Below are 24,456 nucleotides of genomic sequence, written 5' to 3' on the forward strand. Positions count from 1 at the left end.
GTCCGTCGTGAAGAGGGAAACAACCCAGACCGCCAGCTAAGGTCCCGAAGTAATGGTTAAGTGGGAAACGATGTGGGAAGGCCCAGACAGCCAGGAGGTTGGCTTAGAAGCAGCCATCCTTTAAAGAAAGCGTAATAGCTCACTGGTCGAGTCGGCCTGCGCGGAAGATGTAACGGGGCTAAAACCATACACCGAAGCTGCGGATGTGCACTTATGTGCACGTGGTAGGGGAGCGTTCTGTAGGCTGAAGAAGGTGACTTGAGAAGGTTGCTGGAGGTATCAGAAGTGCGAATGCTGACATGAGTAACGATAATGAGGGTGAAAAACCCTCACGCCGGAAGTCCAAGGTTTCCTGCACGACGTTAATCGGAGCAGGGTGAGTCGGCCCCTAAGGCGAGGCTGAAGAGCGTAGTCGATGGGAACCAGGTTAATATTCCTGGACTTTTTATAAGTGGTGATGTGGGGACGAAGAAGGCTAGGTGAGCCGGGCGTTGGTTGTCCCGGTACTTGCATATAGGCGGAGAGACCAGGCAAACCCGGTTTCTTGTTAACGCTGAGGTGCGAAGTGGTTTCGACACTACGGTGTGCGAAGAAGTCATTGATGCCCCGCTTCCAGGAAAAGCTGCTAGCCATAACTTATAGAGAACCGTACCGGAAACCGACACAGGTGGACAGGTAGAGAATACTAAGGCGCTTGAGAGAACTCGGGTGAAGGAACTAGGCAAAATGGTACCGTAACTTCGGGAGAAGGTACGCCCTTGCTGGTTAGTTGTTTTACATAATGAAGCTGGTGAGGGCCGCAGAGACCAGGTGGCTGCGACTGTTTATTAAAAACACAGCACTCTGCAAATTCGTAAGAAGACGTATAGGGTGTGACGCCTGCCCGGTGCCGGAAGGTTAATTGATGGGGTTATCTTCGGAGAAGCTCTTGATCGAAGCCCCGGTAAACGGCGGCCGTAACTATAACGGTCCTAAGGTAGCGAAATTCCTTGTCGGGTAAGTTCCGACCTGCACGAATGGCGTAACGATGGCCACACTGTCTCCACCCGAGACTCAGTGAAATTGAAATCGCTGTGAAGATGCAGTGTACCCGCGGCTAGACGGAAAGACCCCGTGAACCTTTACTACAGTTTTGCACTGGACTTTGATGATAACTGTGTAGGATAGGTGGGAGGCTAAGAAGTATAAACGCTAGTTTGTATGGAGCCGACCTTGAAATACCACCCTGTTATTATTGAGGTTCTAACTTGGTCCGGTAATCCCGGATGAGGACAGTGTATGATGGGTAGTTTGACTGGGGCGGTCTCCTCCCAAAGAGTAACGGAGGAGCACAAAGGTACCCTCGGTACGGTCGGACATCGTACCAAGAGTGTAAAGGCAAAAGGGTGCTTGACTGCGAGACTGACGGGTCGAGCAGGTACGAAAGTAGGTCTTAGTGATCCGGTGGTTCTGAATGGAAGGGCCATCGCTCAACGGATAAAAGGTACTCCGGGGATAACAGGCTGATACCGCCCAAGAGTTCATATCGACGGCGGTGTTTGGCACCTCGATGTCGGCTCATCACATCCTGGGGCTGAAGCAGGTCCCAAGGGTATGGCTGTTCGCCATTTAAAGTGGTACGCGAGCTGGGTTTAGAACGTCGTGAGACAGTTCGGTCCCTATCTGCCGTGGGCGTAGGAAAATTGAGAGGAGCTGCTCCTAGTACGAGAGGACCGGAGTGGACGAACCTCTGGTGTACCGGTTGTGACGCCAGTTGCATTGCCGGGTAGCTAAGTTCGGACGGGATAACCGCTGAAAGCATCTAAGCGGGAAGCCTCCCTCAAGATGAGTTTTCCCATGAAGCCCGTTGAAGACTACGACGTTGATAGGCGAGGTGTGGAAGCGTAGTAATGCGTGAAGCTAACTCGTACTAATTGGCTGATTGTCTTGACCATATAACCTGAATGACTTCGGGTTATTGATACGAAAGATACGAAAAGAAACAAGAACGATTGTGTTACCGAATATCTCTTTACCAGCCTGTGGTGTGCCCTGAAGAAGAAACAGGGTTACGACTCAGGATAACCGTTTTCCTGGCGATTATAGCCGTGTGGAACCACCTGATTCCATCTCGAACTCAGAAGTGAAACGCACGTACGCCGATGATAGTGTGGGGTCTCCCCATGTGAAAGTAGGTCATCGCCAGGGCTTTATACCAGAAAGCGGCCTTTGTGCCGCTTTTTTTATTTCTGCATGTTAGGTCTGTTGACCATTCATCTACCGCCTGCGTGCCGCGGCTTGGCCGCGGCATCCAGTAACATCTAAATCATTGGCAAATTTCTTCATACAAGTCACACACATTCCGGGTTGTGTCTTGGCCCGCTGTTGCGGCAATAACAAACAAGTAAGACAACTTCAGTGAGACGTTGTACTAGGGCGTGTCCTCATTCTGTTTCACGACTAAAACCTGTACTAATTTGCTCAAATTACAGTTTGAATTCGTCAAATAAGGCTGGCTATTCTCCTCATTCAATCTGCAATTTGCGCTAAATTATCCCAACTTTTAGCTCGCGAAACAGAATGAGGACACACCCTAGGCTCTGTGCACCAAAATTTCTTCGCACTATTTTTTGCGAAAAAGCAGTAGCCCGTAAGGAGGCCTGCGGCCGTATTGCGGGTTTGATGTGCCAATCAGGAACGTTTTCCCGCTTACGGCTTCGCCTTCATGACGGGCTACGAGACATTATTATTTGTTGGGCAACAATAGTTGTCTTGTTTTCGATCGGAAAAAAATTGGTGCACAGAGCCTGGCAGTGAACCCAGGAATGACTTTATTTTTGTGTTCCCAAGTCCGTTTAATGAGGTCTTACGAGTTTGCTCTTATTATTCAACGAATTGAGTTAGAATAGATTTTAATTTGACCATCTACCGGATGCCGCGGACAAGTCGCGGCACGTAGACGTAGATGAATTGTCAACACACCCTATTCTTTTACTGACAGCCATTTGCCGTAGGTCGGGCCCCTGGCCCGACAATGATTATCCGACATTCAGCAAGATATGGAGTTAAAGCACCAATCGTTCTTCTTCCTCTTCGGGAATTGGACGCCAAAGCTCTTTATTGTCCTTATAGGCTTGTTCAACGGTAGGACACAGATATTTGGCTAAATGATTGTCAGGATGCCTTCTCAGAAATTGTAAGGCGTATTGATAACGCTTATCATCAGAAATCGTTCTGTCATTAAGCAGGGTCAGGGTATCTAAGCTGTCGCTGCTGGAAAATAAGCGATTTAAGCCAAGCAGGCCGGATAAACCGTGACAGCGGGATGATTTATAATCATAATATTGTCTTTCTATATCCCTTACCTGATCACGTGTCAATTGATGACCGTTATCCCCGGGGTGAGTAAAGAAGCTTTGTTTGATGGCCGTAATTTTGGTCTGTTCAGGTGTTTGGACGGTGCTTTGACCAGCACGGTAGAGTGATCGTTGTTTTTTGGGTGTGGAATAGCTGACTTTAATGTCAGTATCCAAATGATCAGCATTCCTTTCGAGAAACTTAAAAAATACTTTGGTTAAATATTCCGCTTGTTCTGTCTCGTCTGTGAAAACCAGTTTAATATGCAGTTTGGCATCAGAATTACGTTTTAGCAGGCCATTGGCGTCCAGTTGATCAACCAAATCCGGGATCATGATGGAATTTTTACTGTCTGACAGAGTTATATGTCCGGCAAATGATGGATGGTGACGAACGGTTTCCAAAGATAAATCTTTTGCACCGGCAATCGTACTCATGTGACCGGCACGGCCGGGTATCAATACATGAATGACGGTAGCCTCTGCAAGCAGTTCACTTTTTGTTAATCCTCTCTGGCCATGATAGATGATTTCCCTTTTTTTTTCTTTTGTTTCACGATGTATCACTTGATTTAGGTGTGAGCGTCCTGTCAGTGTAAACTCCTCTTTTTTAAATGGGATATATAAATAGGAAGTCATAAGCTCTCACTGTTAAAAAGGTAAATTTATTGTAAAGAATTGTAATGAATAATACTAAATCAACAAGGCTTTGTAAATATTTCTTTCTTATTGATTTATGTATGATCATTAATTAGAGATTAAATTCCAGATTTTGTGCACAAAATTTTTTGTAAAGGAGCCGTAGCCCGTAAGGAGGCTTTGGCGGTATTGCGGGTTTGATGTTCCACTGTTGTGACGGGAAAGCAGGTGAATACCCGGTTTGACGTTTTCACGCATTACGGCTTTGCCTTCATGACAGGCTACAGAAAACTACTGGTTTTGCTGAACAATTTCATAGAACCTGAGATACAAATCATCGTGCCAGTATGGCCAGATCCACTGGTTCGGCAACGCCTTCCACAGTGCGTTGCAGTAAAATTTCGATAGTTGGAGGTTGGACATAGCCTTGAGCAATGGCAAGATCAAGTGTTTCTTTCGTAGCCAGAATACTGCATTTTTCCACGCGGCAATGTTTATCAAGTTTCGCAGCCAGGTTTACGGGATCGCCTATAACGGTGTATTCCATGCGGGTTGCATCTCCTACAATACCCAATACCACGGAACCTGTGGTGATACTGATTCCTATTTTGACAGGTTGTTTGCCTTCTTTATCGCGCTGTTCATTCCATTCCTGAATGGTCGTGAGAATATCACCGGCGGCGGACAATGCCTTGGCGGCATGAGCAGGCGTTTTGGGAAGTGCGTTAAAGGAGGTAAGAATACCATCGCCTAAAAATTTATCCACGCTGCCTTGATGTTTGCGGATGATTTTGACAACCCTGGCCTGATATTCTGTTAACATGCTCATTACTTCCGCGGGGCTGCATAGTTTGGAGGTTTTCGTAAATCCTCGTATGTCGCAATGCAGAATGGTCACATCGCGGGATTCTCCGTAACCGGGTTTAAGATTCGCTCCGGACTCGATGATGGTTGAGGCAATCTCGGGGACAAAAAATTTGGACAGTTCGGTTGTTGCCATGGTTTCCGCAACAGCCTGGGATAACAGATGCTGACCGCGTAACACAGCGATAGTGAGTATGGCTGTTACCATTAATATGGAAATAATTTTATCAATTTCACCGCCGATTAGAATATGATTGGATGTCAGATACAAAACGTAATCCCGGGTGACGGTTCCATGCGGTGAGAAAAAGACGGCAAAAAGAATCAGGGCAAACCAGCCAACGGCGGCGACCATACCTATGGTTAACACGTATTTGGCTTGAAAACGCAAGGTACGCAGGGCAATAAAAATAAAAAGATACTGTAGGGTAGGCGCTTTTAAATAAAAAGATGGCGGCTGCTCGTATTGGACATGAAAGCTCCAGATCAACGTCATTAACAGCATAATATCAACAATGATAGACAAGAGTAAAAACCAGTTCACCAGATAGCCACGATAGGCAGCGTATAAACGAATTAATGAAAATATAAAATAAGCGGACAAGGCCCAGGGCACCGGTGCAAATTTGACCGTTGGAGAAAATGTTTTGGGAGACACGATATAAAGAACGCTGAAAATGACTACGATGGCAAGCAAAACCCAGCTGATAAGTTTTTCACTATCGTTTTGCTGCCGGTTGATCGCAGCCTGTACATGGGAGGGAAACGAGATTTTCGGGGACGTGCCGAAAATCAGTTTACGTAAGGCGTGCGAGGATGCCATGTTAAATCCTTTATCACATTAAATTACCTGTTACTTCCATCTGTTTCATACGATGGATAACCTGAGGGAGGATGTCAACCATTGCGGATCAAAATCCGAAACGATGGTCATTGAAAAAATAAAGTAGCAAGTTGATAATGAATCAATTGTTGATGGTTTTGCAAGAGTCTTTCGATTTCCTCTTGCTATGTGGCGGGGGTTAAGCCATTCTCTTATTGGTGGAACAGAAATGGCGGCGATATGTCGATAAACCGTGCGTTTTGTGAACAAAATTTTTCACAGAACTCCAATTCATACCAGGTTTAAAAACTATCTATGGGCAACAAATCGGATTCCTTTTATAATTTGGAGACAGTAGGAGGCATTTTATTATTTATTGCCTCCCTGATAGCTATTTTCATCGCCAATTCCCCATACCGGGACTACTACAATCAATTATTGCATATCAAAGCGACGGTCGGAGTTGGCCAGCTTCTCATTAAAAAGCCATTGCTGTTATGGATTAATGACGGATTAATGGCTATTTATTTCATGATCATCGGTCTTGAAATAAAACGGGAAATCAAGCGTGGTGTTTTAAGCAACGCAACCAATATTATTGTGCCCGCCATTACCGCCTTGAGCGGATTGCTGGTGCCGGCGTTTATCTTTTTTCTTTTTAATGCGCATAATGCGGTGTATTTAAAGGGTTGGGCTATCCCTACAGCCACCGATATTGCGTTTACCTTGGGGATCGTGTCTTTGCTTGGATCCCGCGTACCCATATCCCTGAAGATTCTCTTAACGGCCATAGCGATTTTTGATGATATTGCGGCCATTGTGATTATAGCCATCTTTTATACCAGGGAATTATCGGTCCTGTCCTTGTCGCTGGCTTTATTCCTGACAATGGCATTGGTTGCCTTGAACTATTTTAAATGTCGGCGCACGTCCGTTTTTATCGTAGTGGGCATTGCCTTATGGGTGGCGGTTTTGGAATCCGGTGTCCATGCAACTCTGGCAGGAATCATTATTGCCATGACCGTGCCGGATGAGGGAGAGGATTCCATGCTGAGCCGTCTGGAAGACGGATTGCATCCGTGGATCGTTTTTTTGATTCTACCATTGTTCGCGTTTGCGAACGCGGGTGTCACTGTGGTCGGTAGTGACGTCTCCATGTTCATTCACCCCGTGGTGTTGGGGATAGGGCTTGGGTTATTTCTTGGCAAGCAAATCGGAATATTTCTTGCTTTGGGCTATTTTGTACGATTCCGGCAATTTTTGAAAGCGGATCACATCACTCTGGGGCAGGTTTATGGTTTGGCCTTGATTTGCGGCGTTGGATTTACCATGAGTCTGTTTATCGGCTCGCTGGCCTATCAGCATGGCCACCAGGAATTAATGCCTCTGGTCCGGATAGGCGTTGTGTTCGGTTCGTTTATTGCCGGCGTAAGCGGATTTTTCGTCTTAAACAGGACTTCCAAACATCATTTTACGAGGAACAATGAGGCCGAAACGTAAAAGCGGATTGAAAACACGGTTGTTTTTCTCTTTTTTAATTCTGCACTATCCTTTGTATAGGCCTTGTACACTTATCTATTTCAGACTGTAAAAGGTGTTCGATTGGTTCCTTTTGTGCGGGTTGGGTTGCCAAATTGGCAACCCAACAAATTTTTTAGATAAGAAACGTGCACGGAGCCCGGGATAATCTTAGCAAGGATATCAGCCATATGAATGTAGCGGCCAATAAAAGCGTTTCGGATAAAATTACAGCGGTGCCACGAACGAAATCCATTGCCGCCAGCAGTATGAAGCCTTGCGCGGAGGATAGCGGCGAGTCTGAAATGCAGGAGGCTTTGAGATTTCTTGATAAATTATATCAGGCTAATATTGCCAAACTGACCAATGGCATTAGTCCGGCTGCGGTGGGGACGGCCTGTTATTCCTGGCTTTCACAGTTAGCCTTGTGTCCCGGCCTGTTGTGCGAACTGGCCTTTTTCCCCGCAATACATCCCAACGAGTGCATCAAAACCATTTTTGGAACGATTTGCGCCGATGATGAGAATAAAGACGTTCGTTTTCACAAGGATGACTGGCAATACATCCCATGGCGCTGGTATGCGGAAGGTTTCCTGCAAGTGGAAAACTGGTGGCAGCACGCGACCAATGGTGTTCCGGGATTGCCGGCCCATGTTGAACGAACGGTTTCCTTCTGGGCACGTCAGGTACTCGATGCCTTGTCTCCGTCCAATTTTGTTATGACCAATCCGGAGCTTTTCTATGAAACCATCCGTTCGGGGGGGCAGAATCTGGTGCGGGGTACTGAAATCGCTGTCGAGGATATACTGGAAAGATGGACAGGAACGCCTCCGGCCGGCGCTGAAAACTTTATTCCCGGTAAACAGGTCGCGGTGACGCCCGGCAAGGTTATTTATCGTAATCATTTGATTGAGTTAATACAGTATGAAGCGCGGACTTCGACCGTATGCAAGGAACCCGTGTTGATTGTACCCGCCTGGATCATGAAATATTACATTCTTGATTTGTCGCCTGAAAATTCACTGGTCAAGTGGCTTGTAGAGCAAGGGCATACGGTATTTATTATTTCCTGGCGTAATCCTGACAACAAGGATCGTGATTTGGGTATGGATGATTATTATCGTCTTGGTGCGATGGCGGCTATAGATGCCGTTTCTCATGTTTTTCCTGAAACAAAAATTCATTTATTGGGGTATTGTCTGGGAGGAACCCTGGCAATAATTACCGCCGCAACCATGGCGAGAGATGGGGACAAGCGTTTGAAAAGTCTTAGTTTACTGGCGGCACAAGGTGATTTTACCGAGGCGGGTGAGTTGATGTTGTTCGCATCCGAGAGTGAAATTGCCTTTCTTAAAAACATGATGTGGGAGAAAGGTTATCTGGATACCAAACATATGGCGGGGTCTTTTCAAATGCTGCGTACCTACGATCTTATCTGGTCAAAAATAGTTCATGACTATTTGCATGGGGTTCGCCGCGGTATGATTGATTTATTGGCCTGGAATGCGGATGCCACCCGTATGCCTTATAAAATGCACAGCGAATATCTTGAAAAATTATTTTTGAGAAACGAGTTTGCGGAAGGGCATTATAAAGTTGAGGGAAAACCTGTCGTTGCGGAAAATATCAAAGTACCGGTGTTTGTAGTCGGTACCGAAAAAGATCACGTGGCGCCCTGGAAATCGGTGTACAAGATCCATCTGATGACGAACAGCAGCGCTATCACATTTGTTTTGACAAATGGCGGACATAATGCCGGTATCCTGAGTGAGCCAGGCCATGAGGGCCGCTCTTACCGGATCCATGTTCATAAAAAGGATGATGCGTTTATTCATCCGGATAACTGGTTGAACATTGCGGAAAAAAAGAATGGCTCCTGGTGGCATGCCTTGCATGGCTGGCTGGTGGCACAATCTGCGAAAAAATCTGTTGAGCCGCCCACGCTTTCATCGTCTTTCCCTGATGCGCCGGGAACCTATGTCATGCAAAAATGAGAGAAAAGGAATGTGGACAGGGAATATCTTGAAAATATCACTTTTGGATAAGACGAGTGCACGGAACCCGGAGGTGTTGGCAGGGCAGCGGACTTGCTATTTTGTCATAAACAAACAGGAGAATTTGTTTTGGTGCAGAAATCATATGGATACAACCCCGCAGGATCATTGTTGATATGGGGAATTGGTGATATTTATTTTATTCTTGCCGTGATGATTTCAGTGCTGTTTGCGGTGTTGTCTCCCGATATAAAAACACAGCTTCACTTAAGTAATGTCCAACTGGGACTTCTGGGTTCCGTGTTTTTCCTTTGTTATGGAATCGCCCAGGTATTTACCGGTCGTTTCTTCGATGTATTTGGTTCCCGATGGACTCTTGGGGTTTCTGCATTGCTTGCTGCCTCGGGATTGGCACTGATGGGGATAAGTAACAGCTTTTTACTGGCGATGATCTCCAAGGCATTGGCGGGCATGGGGCTTTCCACTTCTTATATTGGCGCAATTTATCTTGCAGACAAGTGGTTTCCAAACGAACGCTTTGCATTCTTTTCCGGAGTGACCCAGATGTCAGCAAATCTCTTAACAGCGGTCCTGGTGATTATCTTGGCACTGAAAAATTCATTTATGAATTTCAGGTATTTAATGTTTATTCTTGCTTTTATAATACTCCTGGTTGCCATTTTAATGACGCTTGTTGTTCGTGATCCCTCGAGCAAAAATCCTGCCAGGCAAGAGACCATAGATTTTTTAAGTGCTTTGCGGCGTTTATTGAAAATAAAACAATATATTCTCGGGTTGTGTTATTTTACTGCAGGCTTCGGTGTTTTGTTGGCTTTGTCGGATTTATGGAATATTCCTGCCCAAATCGCGTATCGGCATTCCTCTGAAACATCTGCCATGTTAAATGCCATGTTTCCTCTCGGTGCCGGTACGGGGGCTTTGGTGTCCGGCTGGTTGGCAGATTGGATGAAACGTCCGACGAAAATAGCGCGGTTTTTTATTACAGGCATGATCGTACTGACCGGACTCTTGATTTATGGACCGGACTTTTCCACTGCGACGGCATTTATATTACTTTTCGTGCAGGGGTTCTTTTTTGGCGGTGCCGTGCTTGGTTTTCCCATTGTCAGTCAGTATGTACCTGCCGCTTTAAAGGGTATGGCGTTTGGTTTTATGGCCATGTGTGCTTATTTGCTCAGTGCCGCATTACAGTTGGTGATCGGCTGGATTCTAAGCGATGTGCAACTCCCCTTGCGTGCTGCAACGATTAATGATTTTCAAGTGGCGCTGAGTCCCCTTTTTATTGTATTGGTGGCCGGTTGGGTAATAAGCATGGGATTACGGGATAAATAAAATAGTACAGGGAGTGCATTTATGAATGATACGGAAGTTATAGTCTCTCGATTGCTGGAAGTAACACAGCAGGACATAGTGCCCCTAACCCGGGACGGTGTAAGACATGGAAATAAAGTATTTGGTGCGGCTATTTTAAAAAAGGACGATTTATCGCTGGTAATAGCCGGTACAAATAATGAAATTGAAAATCCACTATGGCACGGTGAAGTGCACACCCTGAAAAAATTCTATGAGCTTCCGGCATCGCAACGGGCAACGCCCAGGGATTGTATTTTTTTTGCAACGCATGAACCCTGTCCATTATGTTTGTCCGCTATTACCTGGGGCGGGTATGATAATTTTTATTATCTATTCAGTTATGAAGACTCGCGTGATTCGTTTAATATTCCCCATGATTTGAATATCCTTAAGGAAGTTTTTAAATGCGATAAAGGCAAGTATGCCCATGAAAACTATTATTGGACATGCCATAGCGTGCAGCACATGATAAATGAAAGCACTACTTCCGCTAGGGAGCGGTTTCAATTGCAGTTTGATAAATTGAAGAAAACATATAATGACATGTCTGATGTTTATCAAAAATCAAAAGGAAATAATGATATCCCGTTGGGATGAGTCTCCGGGCATTGTCCCTGCCTCTAAATTTGCGGAACGGGCTGTCTATAGACAACCCGGCAATAAAATTAATGGGATGAACCAGCTTCCTAAATTGCATTATTGTCGTTTTTAATCCAGTTAATCAAACCACCGCAGGCGACTACTTTTTTCTGACGTTTCGACAGGGATTGACATACGGTAATTTTGTTTCCATTCACGGTGACTTCCAGTTCATCTTTTTCTAAAATATCCGGCAGTCCGCTGATTATTACCATATCGTTTAATCGAATTCTGTCGTAATCATCCGGGTTTTTAAAAGTCAGTGGCAATATTCCGAAATTAATGAGATTTTGCCAGTGAATCCGGGCAAAACTTTTGGCAATAACCATACGTAATCCCAGGTATCTTGGGGCCAGTGCCGCGTGTTCCCGGCTGGAACCCTGGCCGTAATTCTCTCCGCCTATGATGACGTGACCGTTTTCATGCTTCCTGGCCCGTTTGGTGTAATCCTCATCCACCGGATTATAGGTAAACTCACTGAGCTTTGGAATATTGCTGCGGAAAGGGAGAACTTTGGCGCCTGCCGGAGATATCTCATCTGTTGAAATATTGTCGCCTACAATAAGTAATACCGGAATATTCAGCGTTTCCTGCAATGATTCAAACTCTGGCAGTGAGACAATATTGGGGCCTTTTTTTAATTCAATCGCCTTGGCTTCCTCGTCTGGTAAAGGCGACTCGAAACAATCCGGATTGACAATGCGTTTTTGCGGCAAGGTAATATGAGGATATGGCATTTTTAATGTTCTCGGATCGGTAATGACGCCCGTAAGTGCGGAAGCTGCGGCTGTTTCGGGACTGCAAAGAAATACCTTGTCCTCCCTGGTTCCGGAACGCCCCGGAAAATTTCTGGGTACCGTTCGCAAGCTGTTTTTATGGGTGGCGGGGGCTTGTCCCATCCCGATACAGCCATTACAACCGGCCTGATGCAAGCGGGCGCCGGCATGAATCAGATGGCCAAGATGTTTGTCCCGAACCAACTCTTCCAAAATAGTGCGGGAACTGGGGTTGATATCAAAAGACACGCCGGCTTTAATCGTGCGATCCTTGACCATTTCCGCAGCAATCGCATAATCACGATAACCTGGATTGGCGGAAGACCCGATATAAGATTGATAAATATCTTCTCCGGCAATGTCTGCCACGCGTACTACATTCCCCGGGCTTGTGGGTTTGGCAATCAGGGGTTCCAGAGTGGCGAGGTTAATTTCATCGTATTGGTCATAGGTCGCATTTTTATCCGCGGTTAATTCCATCCAGTCTTTTTCCCGTCCCAGGCTTTTTAAAAATTCACGGGTTATGTCGTCAGAAGGAAACACGGTGGTGGTCGCGCCCAACTCGGTTCCCATATTGGCAATGACGTGGCGATCCATGGCCGATAAATTCTGTAAACCGTCGCCATAGTACTCAATGATATAGCCGACGCCTCCTTTCACGTCATAGCGGCGCAGCATTTCTAAAATGACGTCCTTGGCGCTGACCCAGTCGGGTAGTTTCCCCGTTAGCTTCACACCCAGAATTTTGGGCATTTTTATATACAGGGGGTAGCCTGCGATGGCCATGGCCACTTCCAGACCGCCTGAACCAATGGCAATCATCCCCAGGGAGCCGGCGGCGCAGGTATGGCTGTCTGAGCCGGTCAGTGTTTTACCCGGTTTGCCGAAATTCTGCATATGAACCGCGTGACTGATACCGTTGCCCGGACGGCTGAAATAAAGGCCGAATCGTTTGGCCGCACTTTCCAGAAACAAATGATCATCCGGGTTTTTATTGTCTTCCTGGATTAAATTATGATCAACGTATTGTACGGAAATTTCCGCTTGCGTCCGCTTTAGCCCCATGGCTTCCAACTCCAGCATGACCATGGTTCCAGTCGCGTCCTGACAGAGGGTCTGATCCATCCTCAGGGCAATTTCAGTTCCGGCCTTCATGTCGCCTTCCACGAGATGAGAGCGGAGTATTTTTTCGCTGACGTTCATGGGGCACCTCGCTTATGTTCCATTTCAAGCTGATATAACTAAGTATAGCTTTTTGTGTAACACCGTTTTTTCTCATGCGCTATCCGATGTCGCGCAGGGTGTATCGTAATGGAATTTTATTGCAAGCGCCTGGTCTATAATGAAATTAGAGGACAATGATATGGGAGAAGGCGATGACGAATAGCAGATTAAGCCCGCTGGCGTTGGGATTGGCATTGGGAGTGATATGGGGTGTATCCATTCTTCTGATGGGAGTGATCGCATCTTTTTACACGTATGGTCGGGCATTTGTAACTGCGGTCGGGGTCTTGTACATTGGCTATGAACCTACGATATTGGGCAGTATCATAGGCGGGATTATTGGTTTTATCGACGCGTTTATAGGCGGTGTTATTCTTGCCTGGCTTTATAATGTGTTCGCCGGTTGTTCCTGCAAGAAAACCGAAAAAAAATAATCGGATAGCACTATTGTACGGGACAAACCATGATTTCGTCCTTCCCGCGAAGGCGGGAAGCCATTTCTAATCAAACCGCGGCGTTATCTCTGACAAGGGTTCCCGCTTTTGCGGGAAGGACAATTCCCGGCTTTTAATCATACCAACCCCTTTTGACGTCAATTCCTTTTTAATGCGGTTGAAATTTTCTTCCACAAGCGCACGGGTGGCGTCTTCAATTAAATAACAGGTAAATCCTTCGGCCACAGCGTCTTTTATCGTGAAATAAACGCAAATATCCGCGCACAAGCCACAAAAATAAAGTTCGGATGCGCCTTTGTCACGGAGATAGCCTGCCAGCCCGGTATTTTTCTGATGCTGATTGTCATAAAAACCACTGTAACTGTCTATTTCAGGGTTGGTTCCCTTACGGAAAATGGCTTCAACCATCAGGGTGTTCAGGCGATGATGAAATTGAGCGCCCACGGAGCCCTGCACACAGTGATCAGGCCAGAGTGTTTGTTCCTGTCCACCCAGCATGATTTTGTCAAAGGGTTTTGTGCCGGGATGGTTTGAGGCAAAGCTGAGATGATGTTGCGGGTGCCAGTCCTGAGTGGCGACAACCAGATCAAATTGGCATTGAATATCATTAATGACCGGAATGATGGTGTTACCATCCGGTACTTCCAGAGCACCGGACGGCATGAAATCATTTTGCACATCGACGATAATTAAAGTCTTCATGGATTTTGTCCCTGATGCTCACCAATCAGTTGGTCGCGTTGGGCTTTAAGCTTGCTGCTTATGCCGACTTTATAGAGATGGGGATTAATAAAACGCTGGTATTCCAGAGGCAATTTCGCTAAACGCTCCTGGCTGTAGCGTGCTATCTCACCGAGGGTTTGAGGAGACGATAATCGCTTGCCATGCTCCATGACTTTGTGCAGCAACGGTTCTTTGGCAAAATGTTTGATGGTGAGTGATTTTGAGGCTTCGAAAGGGTGGGCCATCAGTTCCACGTCGTCTTCCGTCCGTAATGTAATGGCGTCGGCACCCTGGAAATTTCCATCGCCATCGAGAATTCGGTATACCTGTTTTTGATAGGGAATAGTAATTTTGGTTGCGGTGTCGGATAATTTGATGCGTGGTTTGCCATGGGCGAATGCCAGTTTGTAAACACCATCCAGCGCGGCGTCAGGCGCGCCGATGGCCAGATTGGTTCCCACTCCGAATGAATCGATGGGCGCCTGTTGCTCCAGCAGATTCTTGATGACGTATTCGTCCAACTGATTTGAGACGGTAATGGTCACGTCCTGCAAATTGGCTTCGTCCAGCATGTATCGGGCTTTTTTGGCCAGCCAGGCCAGATCGCCGCTATCCAGACGGATGCCTTTCAGCTTGTGGCCGCGGCTTTGCATTTCCCGGGCTATTTTTATCGCGTTAGGTACGCCGCTTGCCAGGGTGTTATAAGTATCTACCAGTAACACGCAATTATCCGGCCAGCATTTTGCAAAATCACGGAAAGCCTGTAATTCGCTGTCGTAGCTTTGTACAAAGGAATGGGCCATGGTGCCCGAGATAGGAATGGCAAAATCCCGACCGGCACGAACGTTACTTGTACTATCGAAGCCGCCGATTATGGCGGCTCGGCTGGCGTAGTATCCCCCGGGACCCTGTGCCCTGCGTAACCCGAAATCAATGAGTTTCCGCGTTCCGGCCACTTGCCGTATTCGGCTGGCTTTGGTTGCTACAAGCGTTTGAAAATTCAGAACATTTAACAAAACAGTCTCAATCAGCTGGGCTTCTATGATATTCGCCTCAATGGTGACAATCGGTCGGGTAGGAAAAATGACGTCGCCCTCCCGGGAGGCGTAAACAGTGCCCTGGAATTTAAACTGTTGCAGATAATTAATAAAATCAGGGTGCATGTTTTGCTGCCGCAAAAAAGCGAGGTCGCGGTCATCAAAGCGAAGCGTTTCCAGAATGCTCAGCACGTCTTCCAGCCCGGCAAAGACGGCATAACCTCCGTTAAAAGGCAGGGCACGGAAAAAATAATCAAACACAGCGTTGCTGTTTTGATAACCGTTCAAAAAATAAACCTGAGCCATAGTCAGTTGGTATTGATCGGTATAAGTGCCCGTAAAATTAATCATAGTTTACCTGTGTAACTCGTCTTTGATGGTCTGGGCTTATTGTAAGAGTTTTTCTGCCAAACACCATAAGAATGAAATATTTCATATAATTTGATAGAGGTTTTTTTAAAGCTTAGAGCATGGGGATCCTTTCATCAAACAAACCCATGGTTTCCGCGCTCCAGGGCACGTGCAATAACATCACGTTTGGTAATGAGCGTTATCAGTATTATGAAACGATATGCGGCGGAGCGGGAGCCGGGCCGGAATTTGATGGCGCACCAGGACTTACCGGACGCAATGCCGTGCAACGCGCGGATGGTTGCGTTGAAGAGCTGGGCGGATGTGCGCAAACAGAATGAGGACACGTCCTAATTGGAGTTACAAAAAAAGAAATGTTACTTTTAAATAAATTCCCGGTTACAAGGCTCGGAAATGGACGTTCATAATACCGAAATCTTTCTTAGAGGGTTCGCTTTCCCGGAAGCCGCACGCTGGCATGATTCCGCGCTGTGGTTTTGTGATATATGGGGAAAAAAAATATATCAGATAACCCCCGATGGTCAGGTAAAGCGTTGCTTGGATACGGATGGGGAGCCGGCCGGCCTTGCCTGGCTAAAGGATGGCACCATGCTGGTGACGTCCTTGTTTGAGCGTCAGCTGCTGGCGCTTTCCCATGATCGGTTGCACTTGTTTTGTGATTTAAGTGACCTTGCAAGGCCCGGGTATTGCCATGACATGACCGTAAACGGCAACGATACGATTTATCTTAGCAATTCCGGTTTTTATCCCGCACCCGGCGTGACTCCCGTCACATCGAACGTGATTGCCTTCAACGCCGGGGACAAACCGTATATTGCTGCGAGAGACATCGGTTATCCTAACGGTATTGTCGTCAACGACCAACAGCAATTGCTGGTTGCTGAAACCTTTGCGGCCAATATTTTGTCTTTTGATATCGACTCGGACGGCAGCCTGAATAACCGCCGTAACTGGGCTTCTTTTGATGACATCGGTTTTAAGGTGGAATTTGACGAGCAAGGCGTTCCCCGCGATTTAAGCCGTCATACCCCCGATGGCATGTGTCTTGATAACCAGGGTCGTCTCTGGGTAGCCTCGCCGGCGAGGCAACAGGTGGTATGCGTGGCTAAAGGCGGTGACATTCAAGCGGTTGTCCATACCAATGCGTTGCCTTTCGATTGTGTCTGGGGCGGTGTGGAAGGTAATGTTCTATATATTATGACCACACGGGCCGAGCAAGGACAAAAGACAGGAATGATTGAACAATACATCAGTTCCGAGCGAATGATCAGGCATCGGTCATCTGCCTGATTTGTTCGTTTTGCAGATGCAACGTCTGGGTCGGAAAGGCACATTCGGCTTCGTTGGCGGCGATAATTCGCAGGATTTTCATAAACACGTCATGTTGTACGGCCTGAAAATGGACCCAGTTGGTTGTTTTGGTAAACGTGTAAACCATGAAATTTAAAGACGAGGGGCCAAACTCGACAAAATTGACGATAAGCGTTTGTCGGGTGTCTATTTCCGGATGCTCCTGCAACATATGCCGCACTTGATTGGTGATAGCATCCATTTTATCGGCATCCTGATAACGAATGGCGATATTGGTTTTGATACGCCGGTTCAGCATACGGGACGCATTTTCCACACTGATGGTTAAAAAAAGCCCATTGGGAACGTACAAAGGCCTTTTATCAAACGTACGGATCCGGGTGACACGCCATCCGATGTATTCCACCGTTCCCTCGATTTGCTTGTCGGGGGAGCGGATCCAGTCACCAACCTTAAACGGGCGATCCATGTAAATCACCAGCCCTCCGAAGAAATTGGCCAGTAAATCCCTGGAGGCAAAGGCTACAGCGGCTCCGCCAATACCGCCGAAAGCCAGTAGTCCTGAAATAGGTAATCCGAAACACTGCAGAGTGATCAATATACTGATAACAGCCACCACAATGGTTGCAAGCTGGCTGACGGCATGGATCATGGTTTTGTCCACTTCCTTGCTGTTCTCAACGCAAGAGCGGATATAGAGTGTTTCCAGATTGCGAATGAAACGAATGGCGGCCCAGCTGATGGCAAAGGCAATCCCCAGTTTTTTGCCTTGCGACAAATAACGCAGCGCGGTGGCATTGGGATAAATAGATAAGGGTATGCCTGCGGCGCTGAATATTCCGAGAAGCCAGATCAGAATGGCCCCCGGCGTTTTAATTGCTTTTAACAGGGCTTCATCGTAAATAATCCTCGTTTTTTCCGCTTTGATAGTCAGGCGATTGAGAACGCGTGATCCGAGGGCATGGATTAATGCCGTTATGAGAAGCAACCCGCTTAAATGAAAAACCCAGACGTGTTGCTGGAATAATTGATAGACCCCAGTCATGCAGAAAAAACCATATTTACTAACGATAGAACGAGGATCATACCTTATTTGCCGGGCGGGACAAAATATCTACCAATATGGCCCGGGTTTCTTGTGCTTATCTTACCCAAAAATTGGCAGGTTGGGTTGTCCATTTGTCAACCTGTTTCGGGATGTTGCAAGAAACAAAGCAGCGCTTTTTGAACGTGCATTCTGTTTTCACTTTGCTGAAAGATGAGTGAACAAGGGCTGTCCGGTAAGGAGCGTGACACTTCCTGGCCGCGTTCCATCGGCATGCAATGCAGGAACACCGCTTCCGGTCGCGCTTTGGCCATTAAGGATTCGTTGACCTGAAAACCGGTGAAGTCCCTCTCGCCGTTGCTCGCTTCAAATCCCATGCTGGTCCAGACGTCGGTATAGACTGCGTGGGCATGGTGCACCGCTTCTTCAGGGGTGGTGAAGCAACGGATGGCCTCATAATGACGGGAACGGGCTTGAGCAACGATGTCTTGATTCGGTTGATGATTCGTCGGGCAGCAATAATGAATGGTCATGCCGGTTTGCGGAGCGAGTAACATCAAGCTGTGGAGAATATTGTTGCCGTCGCCTATATAGGTCAGGGTCAAGCCGTCCAGCCTGCCGTAATGCTCTTTAAGCGTTAATAAATCGGCCAGAATCTGGCAGGGATGATGCAGCGCTGACAAACCATTGATGATCGGAATCCGGGCATAGGCCGCCATTTCCCGAAGCAGTTGATCGTCATGGGTTCGTACCATGATGACATCGACATAACCGTTCAAAACCCGAGCCATGTCGGCCGGTTCTTCCGATTTTCTCGTATTGCTGACGCTTTCGATAGCGATCCCTCCCATCGTTTGAATGGCCAGGGAAAAGCTTAATCGGGTGCGAAATGAGGGTTTCTCGAAAATCATGGCCAGTGTTTTGCCAGACAGGCTCTGGCGATAGTTCGCGGGGTTATTTTTGATGTATGCGGCTTTATCGAGAAGCGCTGTCAGTTCGGACACGCTTAATTCCATGCCCGTTAACACATGCCGTACAGGCGTGGCGGAGGATGGTCGCAGATGTTGTTCTGGCAGGGTTTTCATAATGCTAAACTCCGGTGAGTGGGGATCCTGGCTAAATATGGCCTGTTGCAAGTTGTTAATCCATGTCGTCAAATAGCTTTTCATCCGGCCTTCAATCCGGGGGTGACCGATCGTTTTCAGACGCGGCAATCTGTTCTTTCAGGGAACAGCCTTTGGCCATGGCCTCGGCAACCCAGACGCCAACCTGATGATGCGCTTCGCGAAATGGAACACCTCGCAGTACCAGTGACTCCAGCACGGCGGTGGCATCCAGATAACCGTCATGCGCTTTTTGGTGCATCAGTTCGGTATTAAACCGGATACTGTGCAGAAAAGGCGTGATCACCGTAAGGCAGGATCTCAGGGTTTGAACGGTATCAAACAAACCCTCCTTGTCTTCCTGCATGTCCTTGTTGTAGGCAAGCGGCAATCCTTTCATAATCGTAAGAATCGCGGTCAGGTGTCCGAAAACCCGGCCGGACTTGCCGCGGATTAATTCCGGCACATCCGGATTTTTTTTGTTAGGCATCAGGGACGAACCGGTGGCAAAAGCGTCATCCAGGGTGACAAAGCCGAATTCCTGTGTGGCCCATAAAATCAAATCCTCACACAAACGTGATAAATGGGTCATGATAATGGCGGCAACGCTATTGAATTCCATCACAAAATCCCGGTCACTGACCGCATCCAGGGTGTTGGTGATGACGCCGTCAAAGCCCAGCGATTTGGCCGCCCATTCGCGATCCAGAGGCAGGCTGCTTCCTGCCAGGGCACCGGCTCCAAGCGGCGACAGATTCATACGACCATGCCAGTCGTCAAGCCGGTTGATATCCCTGTTGAACATGGCGTGATAGGCGCCAAACCAGGTGCCCAGACGAATGGGTTGCGCTTGCTGCAAATGGGTATAACCCGGCATCCAGTCCTGCTCATGCCGGTTCGCCAGAGTGTTGAGTGCTTCCGAGAGTTGGATAAGTAATTGTTTGATATGCTGACCGGTTTCACGGGCGTACAATCGTAAATCCAGAGCGACCTGATCATTCCGGCTTCGTCCTGTGTGCAGTTTTTTCCCCGGATCACCCAGTTTTTGCGTCAACAGGTGCTCTATAAACATATGGATGTCTTCATAATCGTCATTCAGAGGATGCAAGCCCTGCCGGATCTCCTGCCGGATCTCTTCCAGCGCGTCTTGAATGGTTTGACTTTCCTCGTTGGTCAGCAGCCCTTGCCGCCCCAACATGGCGGCATGAATCTGACTGCCGGTGATATCGTGCTCAAAAAGAACATGATCAAACGGCAAAGACGCATTGAATTGCACAATGAGCGGATCCAGCGTTTTTTTGAATCGTCCGCCCCAGGTCTTGCTAGTCATGTTGTTTCCCCCTGTGAACCAGGCCATAGACTTTGGCCGATAAGGAAAAGAGATTGATAAATCCCTCGGCATCCTGCTGATTGTACACATCGTCTTCTTCAAACGTGGCCAAAGCCGGATCATGCAGGCTGTAAGGGGAGCGCACCCCGTCGGCTACGATATTGCCTTTGTACAGCTTCAGGCGGACACGGCCGGTGATGTGTTGCTGGGTGACGTCAATGAACGCGTCCAGCGCCTCTTTGGTCTGGGAAAACCAGCGGCCTTCGTAGACCAGATTGGCATAAGTCGATTGCAGGGATTGTTTCAGATGCAATGTGGCCCGATCGAGGCAGAGACTCTCAAGCATTTTGTGCGCTTTATAGAGAACTGCCGCGCCCGGGGCTTCATAGATCCCTCGTATTTTCATGCCTACCAGACGGTTTTCGATCAAATCGGCCACGCCAATGCCATGAGTCCCGGCAATATTATTCAGAGTTTGCAGCAAAAGCACCGGATTGAGTATGGCGCCGTTGATTGCAACAGGTATACCCTGCTGGAAATCAATCTCGATGATTGCCTCCTCGTCCGGTGTCCGGGCAAGCGGTTTGGTCATTAACAGTACGTCATCGGGCATCGACGTCCCCGGATCTTCCAATACACCGCCTTCGTGGGAGATGTACCAGAGGTTATGATCCCGGGAATAGGGCGCTTTCGGGGTTACGGGAACATCAATCCCATGAGCCTTGGCATACTCAATGGCCTGTTGCCGGGATTGGATCTCCCAGCTTCGCCAGGGGGCGATAACACCAATATGCGGGGCCAGAGCCTGAATGGAATATTCAAAGCGCACTTGATCATTGCCTTTTCCCGTCGCGCCATGAGCGATGGCGTCAGCCTGTTCGGCAAGGGCGATTTCCACCAGTTTTTGCGCGATTAAAGGCCTTGAAATGGTGCCTAGAATATACTGATCTTCATACAGGGCGCCCGATTTCACCAGTTGCCATAAGTAGCCGGTGACAAACTCTTCCCGGACGTCGACCACATGCGCCACGGATGCGCCGCTTCTCAGCGCTTTTTCCCGAATAGCGGTAAGGTCTTCCTGCTGACCGACATCGCAAATGACTGCGATGATGTCGGCCTGGTTGTAATGCTCCTTAAGCCAGGGAATCATCACGGAGGTATCCAGTCCCCCGGAATACGCCAGAACAATTTTCTTGATGGATTTTTTCATGCTATTGATCCTTTATAATATTGTTGCAGGTAGGAAACGGGATCCGGCAGCGACGCCGTTAAGACATCGACGGCCAGATCACCGTCTTTCAGCACCACCAGTCTGTCTGCGATACCGGTTAGAAACGCCAGATCGTGAGAGGCTATGACCATGGTAACGTGCATGGTTTTGACGGTATGCAATAATGCCAGGACATCCGTGATGGTGGCCTGGTCAAGACCCGAGGTCGGTTCGTCACATAACAGCAAGTCCGGTTGCATCATCAGACTTCTCGCTAATGCCACGCGTTGCTTTTGCCCGCCGGATAACTGGTGGGGAAGGGCATGGCTTTTTTTCCCGACGCCCAGGGTGTTTAACAACGCCATGGCGTTCTCGTGATGATTGCCCTGTTTATTATGACGCATGGGCGCATAAATTAAATTGTTTAAAACCGTCATGTGCGGAAACAGTTGAAAATCCTGAAACATAAAGGCGCTTCGCCCGGCAAACTCAATGTGTCCTGTATCCAGATCGTCCAGTTGTTGTATACAGCGCAACAAAGTGGACTTGCCGCTTCCTGATGGGCCGGCCAGTCCCACGACACTGTTGGCTTCGATCGCCAGATTCACGTGATTGAGAACGAAGGTATCGTCAAATTTTTTACAGGCGTTACGGATGTGCAGCATGGAAACCTCGTTTCTCAATGTATTTTCCCAGAGCTTCAATCAATACGACCAGAGCGTAATAATAGCCGCCCGCGATACACAGCGGCAGAAAATAAGTAAATTGTTCCGCCGCCAGTGATTGCGCGTTTCTCATCAAATCCATACCGCCTATGGTTGAAATTAAAGCCGTTTCCTTAAGCAGGGCAATAACTTCACTCACCATCGCCGGAAAAATATTTTTCAATACCTGAGGAAGGATAATGTCTTTCCATAAAAAAAACGTTGGGATCCGCAAGGTGGCCGCGGCTTCAAACTGGCCAATCGGCACGCTTTCAATGCCGGCCCGGAAAATCTCGGCAAAATAGGCGGAGCTGTTCAAGCCAAAGGCTATGAGTCCCGCGCCCAGAATACCGGGTTGTATGCCGGCTATGGCAGGTGTTGCGAAATAAATGAGGCTTAACTGCAAAATAAGCGGAGTGCCCCGGATAATGGAAATGACACGCCTGACCAGCAAGGCGGCAACGCCCTGGTAACGGGCTATGGCCCATAGCAAACCAAGGAGTAACCCAATGAGAATACCGCCTGTCAGCAATTGCAAGGTCAAAAGCAGTCCCTTGCCAATAAAAATGAGACTCTGGCTTAATTCCATCGTCATACTCCCTGCAACCAGAACTGTTGCAGTTTTTCCAAATCACCCCGAGCCTTGATGGTCTTTAAGGCCTGGTTAATCTGTGCCGTTAAGAGGGAGCCCTTCCTGAGCGCGATGCCATAGCCTTCCTCAGCCCGGGCCACGATAGCGCAGGATAATGTTGCGTGTTTTTTGCTGAAGACGGCGCCCTGGGAGCCGTCTATCAAAACCACATCAACATGCCCGGACAACAGGGCTTCAATGGCTTGATTGTTGTTGTCGAAAGCAATGATTTGTTCGCCGGGAAAATGCTTTCGTAACCAGTATTCCATGACACTGCCTAATTGAGCCGCCATTTTTTTACCGGCTAACTGCGCCTGGTTTTTTACCGGATTGTGTTTGTTATAGACGGCTGCCATGCCTTCAAAATAATAAGGATCGCTAAAATCAACGTTTTTTTTCCGTGATTCGGTAATGGTGATGGTAGCTATGGCGGCGTCACTCTGCCCTGACGTCAGTGACGGTAGAACGGTGCTGAATTGCCTGTTGTCAAACACCGCTTTTTTATGAAGTTCCCTGGCAATCAGACGGGCCAGATCGATATCAAACCCTTTTATTTCCCCCTGGGTCATGTATTCAAAAGGTGGATATTCTGCGGAGGTGGCAAAATGGATTTCCCCGGGGTTTTCGGGCTTGCCACATCCGGCAAGAGCAACCATTAACAAGACAGGTAAACCAAAATAAAATCGTTTCATCGTGACATTGTATTCAAAATATATGCGTTTTTTGAATATATCGAACGGCGCTTGCCTTGTCAAGAACAAGTGAATATAATTTCAGTTAATTGATTAAATATTCACAAGCGTTGCAAGTCCCGGTTTTTAGCAGGAGAACACCGTGTCCCATGACAGCCTGATCGATGATCTGATTTTAAATATTGTGCAAACGGAACCCATTCTGGAGCAAAACGATTTGCAGCAAAGCTTGAAAAACCGAGGGTATGACATTGCGCAAGCGACCTTGTCTCGCCGTTTAAAAAAACTGAAAATTGCCAAGGTAGGCGGCGTATATAAAGTCGTTGACTATAATCAGCCCGGCCTGCCGCTGGTACTGAATATTCAGGTTTCCGATTTCGGGTTGATTATTTTGCAAACGCATCCGGGAAACGCCAGCAGCCTGGCTTATTATCTGGACAGGAAATACGTGGCGTTCAGCCCTCAGGATTCTACGCACTCGGGGATCATGGGAACCATCGCCGGCGACGACACCGTGCTGCTGATTGTCAAAAGCCGGGATGCTGTGGCGCACGTATGTCAGTTGTTGCGAGAGGAGTTTCCTTATCTGCTTATACCCTGTTGACCTGTCATGCCAGCCGCATTTGCAGCCGCGCAATGGCCTGTCAACAGAACCAG

General features: G+C 47.7%; 20 protein-coding genes and 2 rRNA genes (1 of these 22 cut by a window edge). 10 read left to right on the forward strand and 12 right to left on the reverse strand.

Annotation, left to right across the window (positions count from 1 at the left end):
• Positions 1–1,934, forward strand: a 23S ribosomal RNA gene (locus tag CKW05_RS02460); it begins 959 nt to the left of the window's first position.
• 137 nt (positions 1,935–2,071) lie between these two features.
• Positions 2,072–2,187: ribosomal RNA gene (gene rrf / locus CKW05_RS02465) — 5S ribosomal RNA — on the forward strand.
• Positions 2,188–3,044: 857 nt separating this feature from the next.
• Here rrf and CKW05_RS02470 read toward each other — a convergent pair.
• Together CKW05_RS02470 and CKW05_RS02475 are read right to left on the reverse strand one after the other, a co-directional pair.
• Positions 3,045–3,974: a hypothetical protein gene (locus CKW05_RS02470; RefSeq protein WP_058484468.1), complete on the reverse strand. Its 930-nt coding sequence runs from the start codon at positions 3,972–3,974 to the stop codon at positions 3,045–3,047.
• A gap of 334 nt (positions 3,975–4,308) precedes the next feature.
• Positions 4,309–5,661, reverse strand: a complete 1,353-nt coding sequence (locus CKW05_RS02475) for an adenylate/guanylate cyclase domain-containing protein (RefSeq protein ID WP_058484467.1) — start codon at positions 5,659–5,661, stop codon at positions 4,309–4,311.
• Positions 5,662–5,976: 315 nt separating this feature from the next.
• On the opposite strand from CKW05_RS02475, the gene nhaA reads away from it, so the two are divergent.
• The 4 genes from nhaA (at position 5,977) to CKW05_RS02495 (ending at position 11,144) form a co-directional block, all read left to right on the forward strand.
• On the forward strand, positions 5,977–7,161 hold the full coding sequence (gene nhaA, locus CKW05_RS02480) for a Na+/H+ antiporter NhaA (RefSeq protein WP_058484466.1): 1,185 nt from the start codon (positions 5,977–5,979) through the stop codon (positions 7,159–7,161).
• Positions 7,162–7,370: 209 nt separating this feature from the next.
• A complete protein-coding gene (locus CKW05_RS02485) occupies positions 7,371–9,173 on the forward strand; it encodes an alpha/beta fold hydrolase (RefSeq protein WP_058484465.1) in 1,803 nt (600 codons plus the stop codon).
• A 132-nt stretch (positions 9,174–9,305) separates the two neighbouring features.
• Positions 9,306–10,526, forward strand: coding sequence for an MFS transporter (locus CKW05_RS02490; protein WP_095140542.1), 1,221 nt, complete (start codon positions 9,306–9,308; stop codon positions 10,524–10,526).
• A 21-nt stretch (positions 10,527–10,547) separates the two neighbouring features.
• Positions 10,548–11,144, forward strand: coding sequence for a nucleoside deaminase (locus CKW05_RS02495; protein ID WP_058484463.1), 597 nt, complete (start codon positions 10,548–10,550; stop codon positions 11,142–11,144).
• Positions 11,145–11,233: 89 nt separating this feature from the next.
• On the opposite strand, the gene CKW05_RS02500 is transcribed toward CKW05_RS02495, so the two are convergent.
• Positions 11,234–13,165 (reverse strand): aconitate hydratase, encoded by a 1,932-nt coding sequence (locus CKW05_RS02500; protein ID WP_058484462.1) that lies wholly within the window; start codon positions 13,163–13,165, stop codon positions 11,234–11,236.
• Positions 13,166–13,338: 173 nt separating this feature from the next.
• Between CKW05_RS02500 and CKW05_RS02505 the strand changes: the two genes are divergently transcribed.
• On the forward strand, positions 13,339–13,620 hold the full coding sequence (locus tag CKW05_RS02505; protein ID WP_058484461.1) for a bacteriophage holin: 282 nt from the start codon (positions 13,339–13,341) through the stop codon (positions 13,618–13,620).
• A 66-nt stretch (positions 13,621–13,686) separates the two neighbouring features.
• On the opposite strand, the gene pncA is transcribed toward CKW05_RS02505, so the two are convergent.
• Entirely contained in the window at positions 13,687–14,343 is a 657-nt protein-coding gene (gene pncA / locus CKW05_RS02510; RefSeq protein WP_058484460.1) for a bifunctional nicotinamidase/pyrazinamidase, read from the reverse strand.
• A complete protein-coding gene (locus CKW05_RS02515; RefSeq protein WP_058484459.1) occupies positions 14,340–15,752 on the reverse strand; it encodes a nicotinate phosphoribosyltransferase in 1,413 nt (470 codons plus the stop codon). The genes pncA and CKW05_RS02515 overlap by 4 nt, the downstream gene beginning before the upstream one ends.
• Before the next feature lie 119 nt (positions 15,753–15,871).
• Here CKW05_RS02515 and CKW05_RS15470 point away from each other — a divergent pair, with 119 nt between their 5' ends.
• Together CKW05_RS15470 and CKW05_RS02525 are read left to right on the forward strand one after the other, a co-directional pair.
• Positions 15,872–16,093 (forward strand): hydantoinase B/oxoprolinase family protein, encoded by a 222-nt coding sequence (locus CKW05_RS15470; protein WP_058484458.1) that lies wholly within the window; start codon positions 15,872–15,874, stop codon positions 16,091–16,093.
• Between the two features lie 73 nt (positions 16,094–16,166).
• Complete coding sequence (locus CKW05_RS02525) at positions 16,167–17,063, forward strand: SMP-30/gluconolactonase/LRE family protein (RefSeq protein WP_058484457.1); 897 nt, start codon at positions 16,167–16,169, stop codon at positions 17,061–17,063.
• Here the strand turns inward: CKW05_RS02525 and CKW05_RS02530 are convergent.
• From CKW05_RS02530 to CKW05_RS02560, 7 genes are all read right to left on the reverse strand, one after another.
• Positions 17,041–18,129, reverse strand: coding sequence for a mechanosensitive ion channel family protein (locus CKW05_RS02530; protein ID WP_058484456.1), 1,089 nt, complete (start codon positions 18,127–18,129; stop codon positions 17,041–17,043). The genes CKW05_RS02525 and CKW05_RS02530 overlap by 23 nt on opposite strands.
• A gap of 137 nt (positions 18,130–18,266) precedes the next feature.
• The gene (gene argF, locus CKW05_RS02535) at positions 18,267–19,298 is read right to left on the reverse strand and encodes an ornithine carbamoyltransferase (protein ID WP_082642831.1); all 1,032 of its coding nucleotides are present in this window, start codon (positions 19,296–19,298) and stop codon (positions 18,267–18,269) included.
• 7 nt (positions 19,299–19,305) lie between these two features.
• The gene (gene argH / locus CKW05_RS02540; protein WP_058484454.1) at positions 19,306–20,562 is read right to left on the reverse strand and encodes an argininosuccinate lyase; all 1,257 of its coding nucleotides are present in this window, start codon (positions 20,560–20,562) and stop codon (positions 19,306–19,308) included.
• Complete coding sequence (locus CKW05_RS02545; protein WP_058484453.1) at positions 20,555–21,772, reverse strand: argininosuccinate synthase; 1,218 nt, start codon at positions 21,770–21,772, stop codon at positions 20,555–20,557. The genes argH and CKW05_RS02545 overlap by 8 nt, the downstream gene beginning before the upstream one ends.
• On the reverse strand, positions 21,769–22,437 hold the full coding sequence (locus tag CKW05_RS02550) for an amino acid ABC transporter ATP-binding protein (protein WP_058484452.1): 669 nt from the start codon (positions 22,435–22,437) through the stop codon (positions 21,769–21,771). The genes CKW05_RS02545 and CKW05_RS02550 overlap by 4 nt, the downstream gene beginning before the upstream one ends.
• Positions 22,421–23,065, reverse strand: coding sequence for an amino acid ABC transporter permease (locus CKW05_RS02555; RefSeq protein ID WP_408606980.1), 645 nt, complete (start codon positions 23,063–23,065; stop codon positions 22,421–22,423). The genes CKW05_RS02550 and CKW05_RS02555 overlap by 17 nt, the downstream gene beginning before the upstream one ends.
• Positions 23,066–23,067: 2 nt before the next feature.
• Complete coding sequence (locus tag CKW05_RS02560) at positions 23,068–23,799, reverse strand: ABC transporter substrate-binding protein (RefSeq protein WP_058484504.1); 732 nt, start codon at positions 23,797–23,799, stop codon at positions 23,068–23,070.
• Positions 23,800–23,941: 142 nt separating this feature from the next.
• On the opposite strand from CKW05_RS02560, the gene CKW05_RS02565 reads away from it, so the two are divergent.
• Complete coding sequence (locus CKW05_RS02565; RefSeq protein WP_058484450.1) at positions 23,942–24,403, forward strand: arginine repressor; 462 nt, start codon at positions 23,942–23,944, stop codon at positions 24,401–24,403.
• Positions 24,404–24,456: the final 53 nt, after the last annotated feature.

It is taken from the genome of Legionella spiritensis, from assembly GCF_900186965.1.
Taxonomy (GTDB): Bacteria; Pseudomonadota; Gammaproteobacteria; order Legionellales; family Legionellaceae; genus Legionella_C; species Legionella_C spiritensis.

Coding starts and splice junctions, on each gene's coding strand:
- CKW05_RS02470 (WP_058484468.1), bottom strand. CDS start 3,974: ATGACTTCCTATTTATATATCCCATTTAAAAAAGAGGAGTTTACACTG.
- CKW05_RS02475 (WP_058484467.1), bottom strand. CDS start 5,661: ATGGCATCCTCGCACGCCTTACGTAAACTGATTTTCGGCACGTCCCCG.
- nhaA (WP_058484466.1), top strand. CDS start 5,977: ATGGGCAACAAATCGGATTCCTTTTATAATTTGGAGACAGTAGGAGGC.
- CKW05_RS02485 (WP_058484465.1), top strand. CDS start 7,371: ATGAATGTAGCGGCCAATAAAAGCGTTTCGGATAAAATTACAGCGGTG.
- CKW05_RS02495 (WP_058484463.1), top strand. CDS start 10,548: ATGAATGATACGGAAGTTATAGTCTCTCGATTGCTGGAAGTAACACAG.
- CKW05_RS02500 (WP_058484462.1), bottom strand. CDS start 13,165: ATGAACGTCAGCGAAAAAATACTCCGCTCTCATCTCGTGGAAGGCGAC.
- CKW05_RS02505 (WP_058484461.1), top strand. CDS start 13,339: ATGACGAATAGCAGATTAAGCCCGCTGGCGTTGGGATTGGCATTGGGA.
- pncA (WP_058484460.1), bottom strand. CDS start 14,343: ATGAAGACTTTAATTATCGTCGATGTGCAAAATGATTTCATGCCGTCC.
- CKW05_RS02515 (WP_058484459.1), bottom strand. CDS start 15,752: ATGATTAATTTTACGGGCACTTATACCGATCAATACCAACTGACTATG.
- CKW05_RS15470 (WP_058484458.1), top strand. CDS start 15,872: ATGGGGATCCTTTCATCAAACAAACCCATGGTTTCCGCGCTCCAGGGC.
- CKW05_RS02525 (WP_058484457.1), top strand. CDS start 16,167: ATGGACGTTCATAATACCGAAATCTTTCTTAGAGGGTTCGCTTTCCCG.
- CKW05_RS02530 (WP_058484456.1), bottom strand. CDS start 18,129: ATGACTGGGGTCTATCAATTATTCCAGCAACACGTCTGGGTTTTTCAT.
- argF (WP_082642831.1), bottom strand. CDS start 19,298: ATGAAAAGCTATTTGACGACATGGATTAACAACTTGCAACAGGCCATA.
- argH (WP_058484454.1), bottom strand. CDS start 20,562: ATGACTAGCAAGACCTGGGGCGGACGATTCAAAAAAACGCTGGATCCG.
- CKW05_RS02545 (WP_058484453.1), bottom strand. CDS start 21,772: ATGAAAAAATCCATCAAGAAAATTGTTCTGGCGTATTCCGGGGGACTG.
- CKW05_RS02550 (WP_058484452.1), bottom strand. CDS start 22,437: ATGCTGCACATCCGTAACGCCTGTAAAAAATTTGACGATACCTTCGTT.
- CKW05_RS02555 (WP_408606980.1), bottom strand. CDS start 23,065: ATGGAATTAAGCCAGAGTCTCATTTTTATTGGCAAGGGACTGCTTTTG.
- CKW05_RS02560 (WP_058484504.1), bottom strand. CDS start 23,799: ATGAAACGATTTTATTTTGGTTTACCTGTCTTGTTAATGGTTGCTCTT.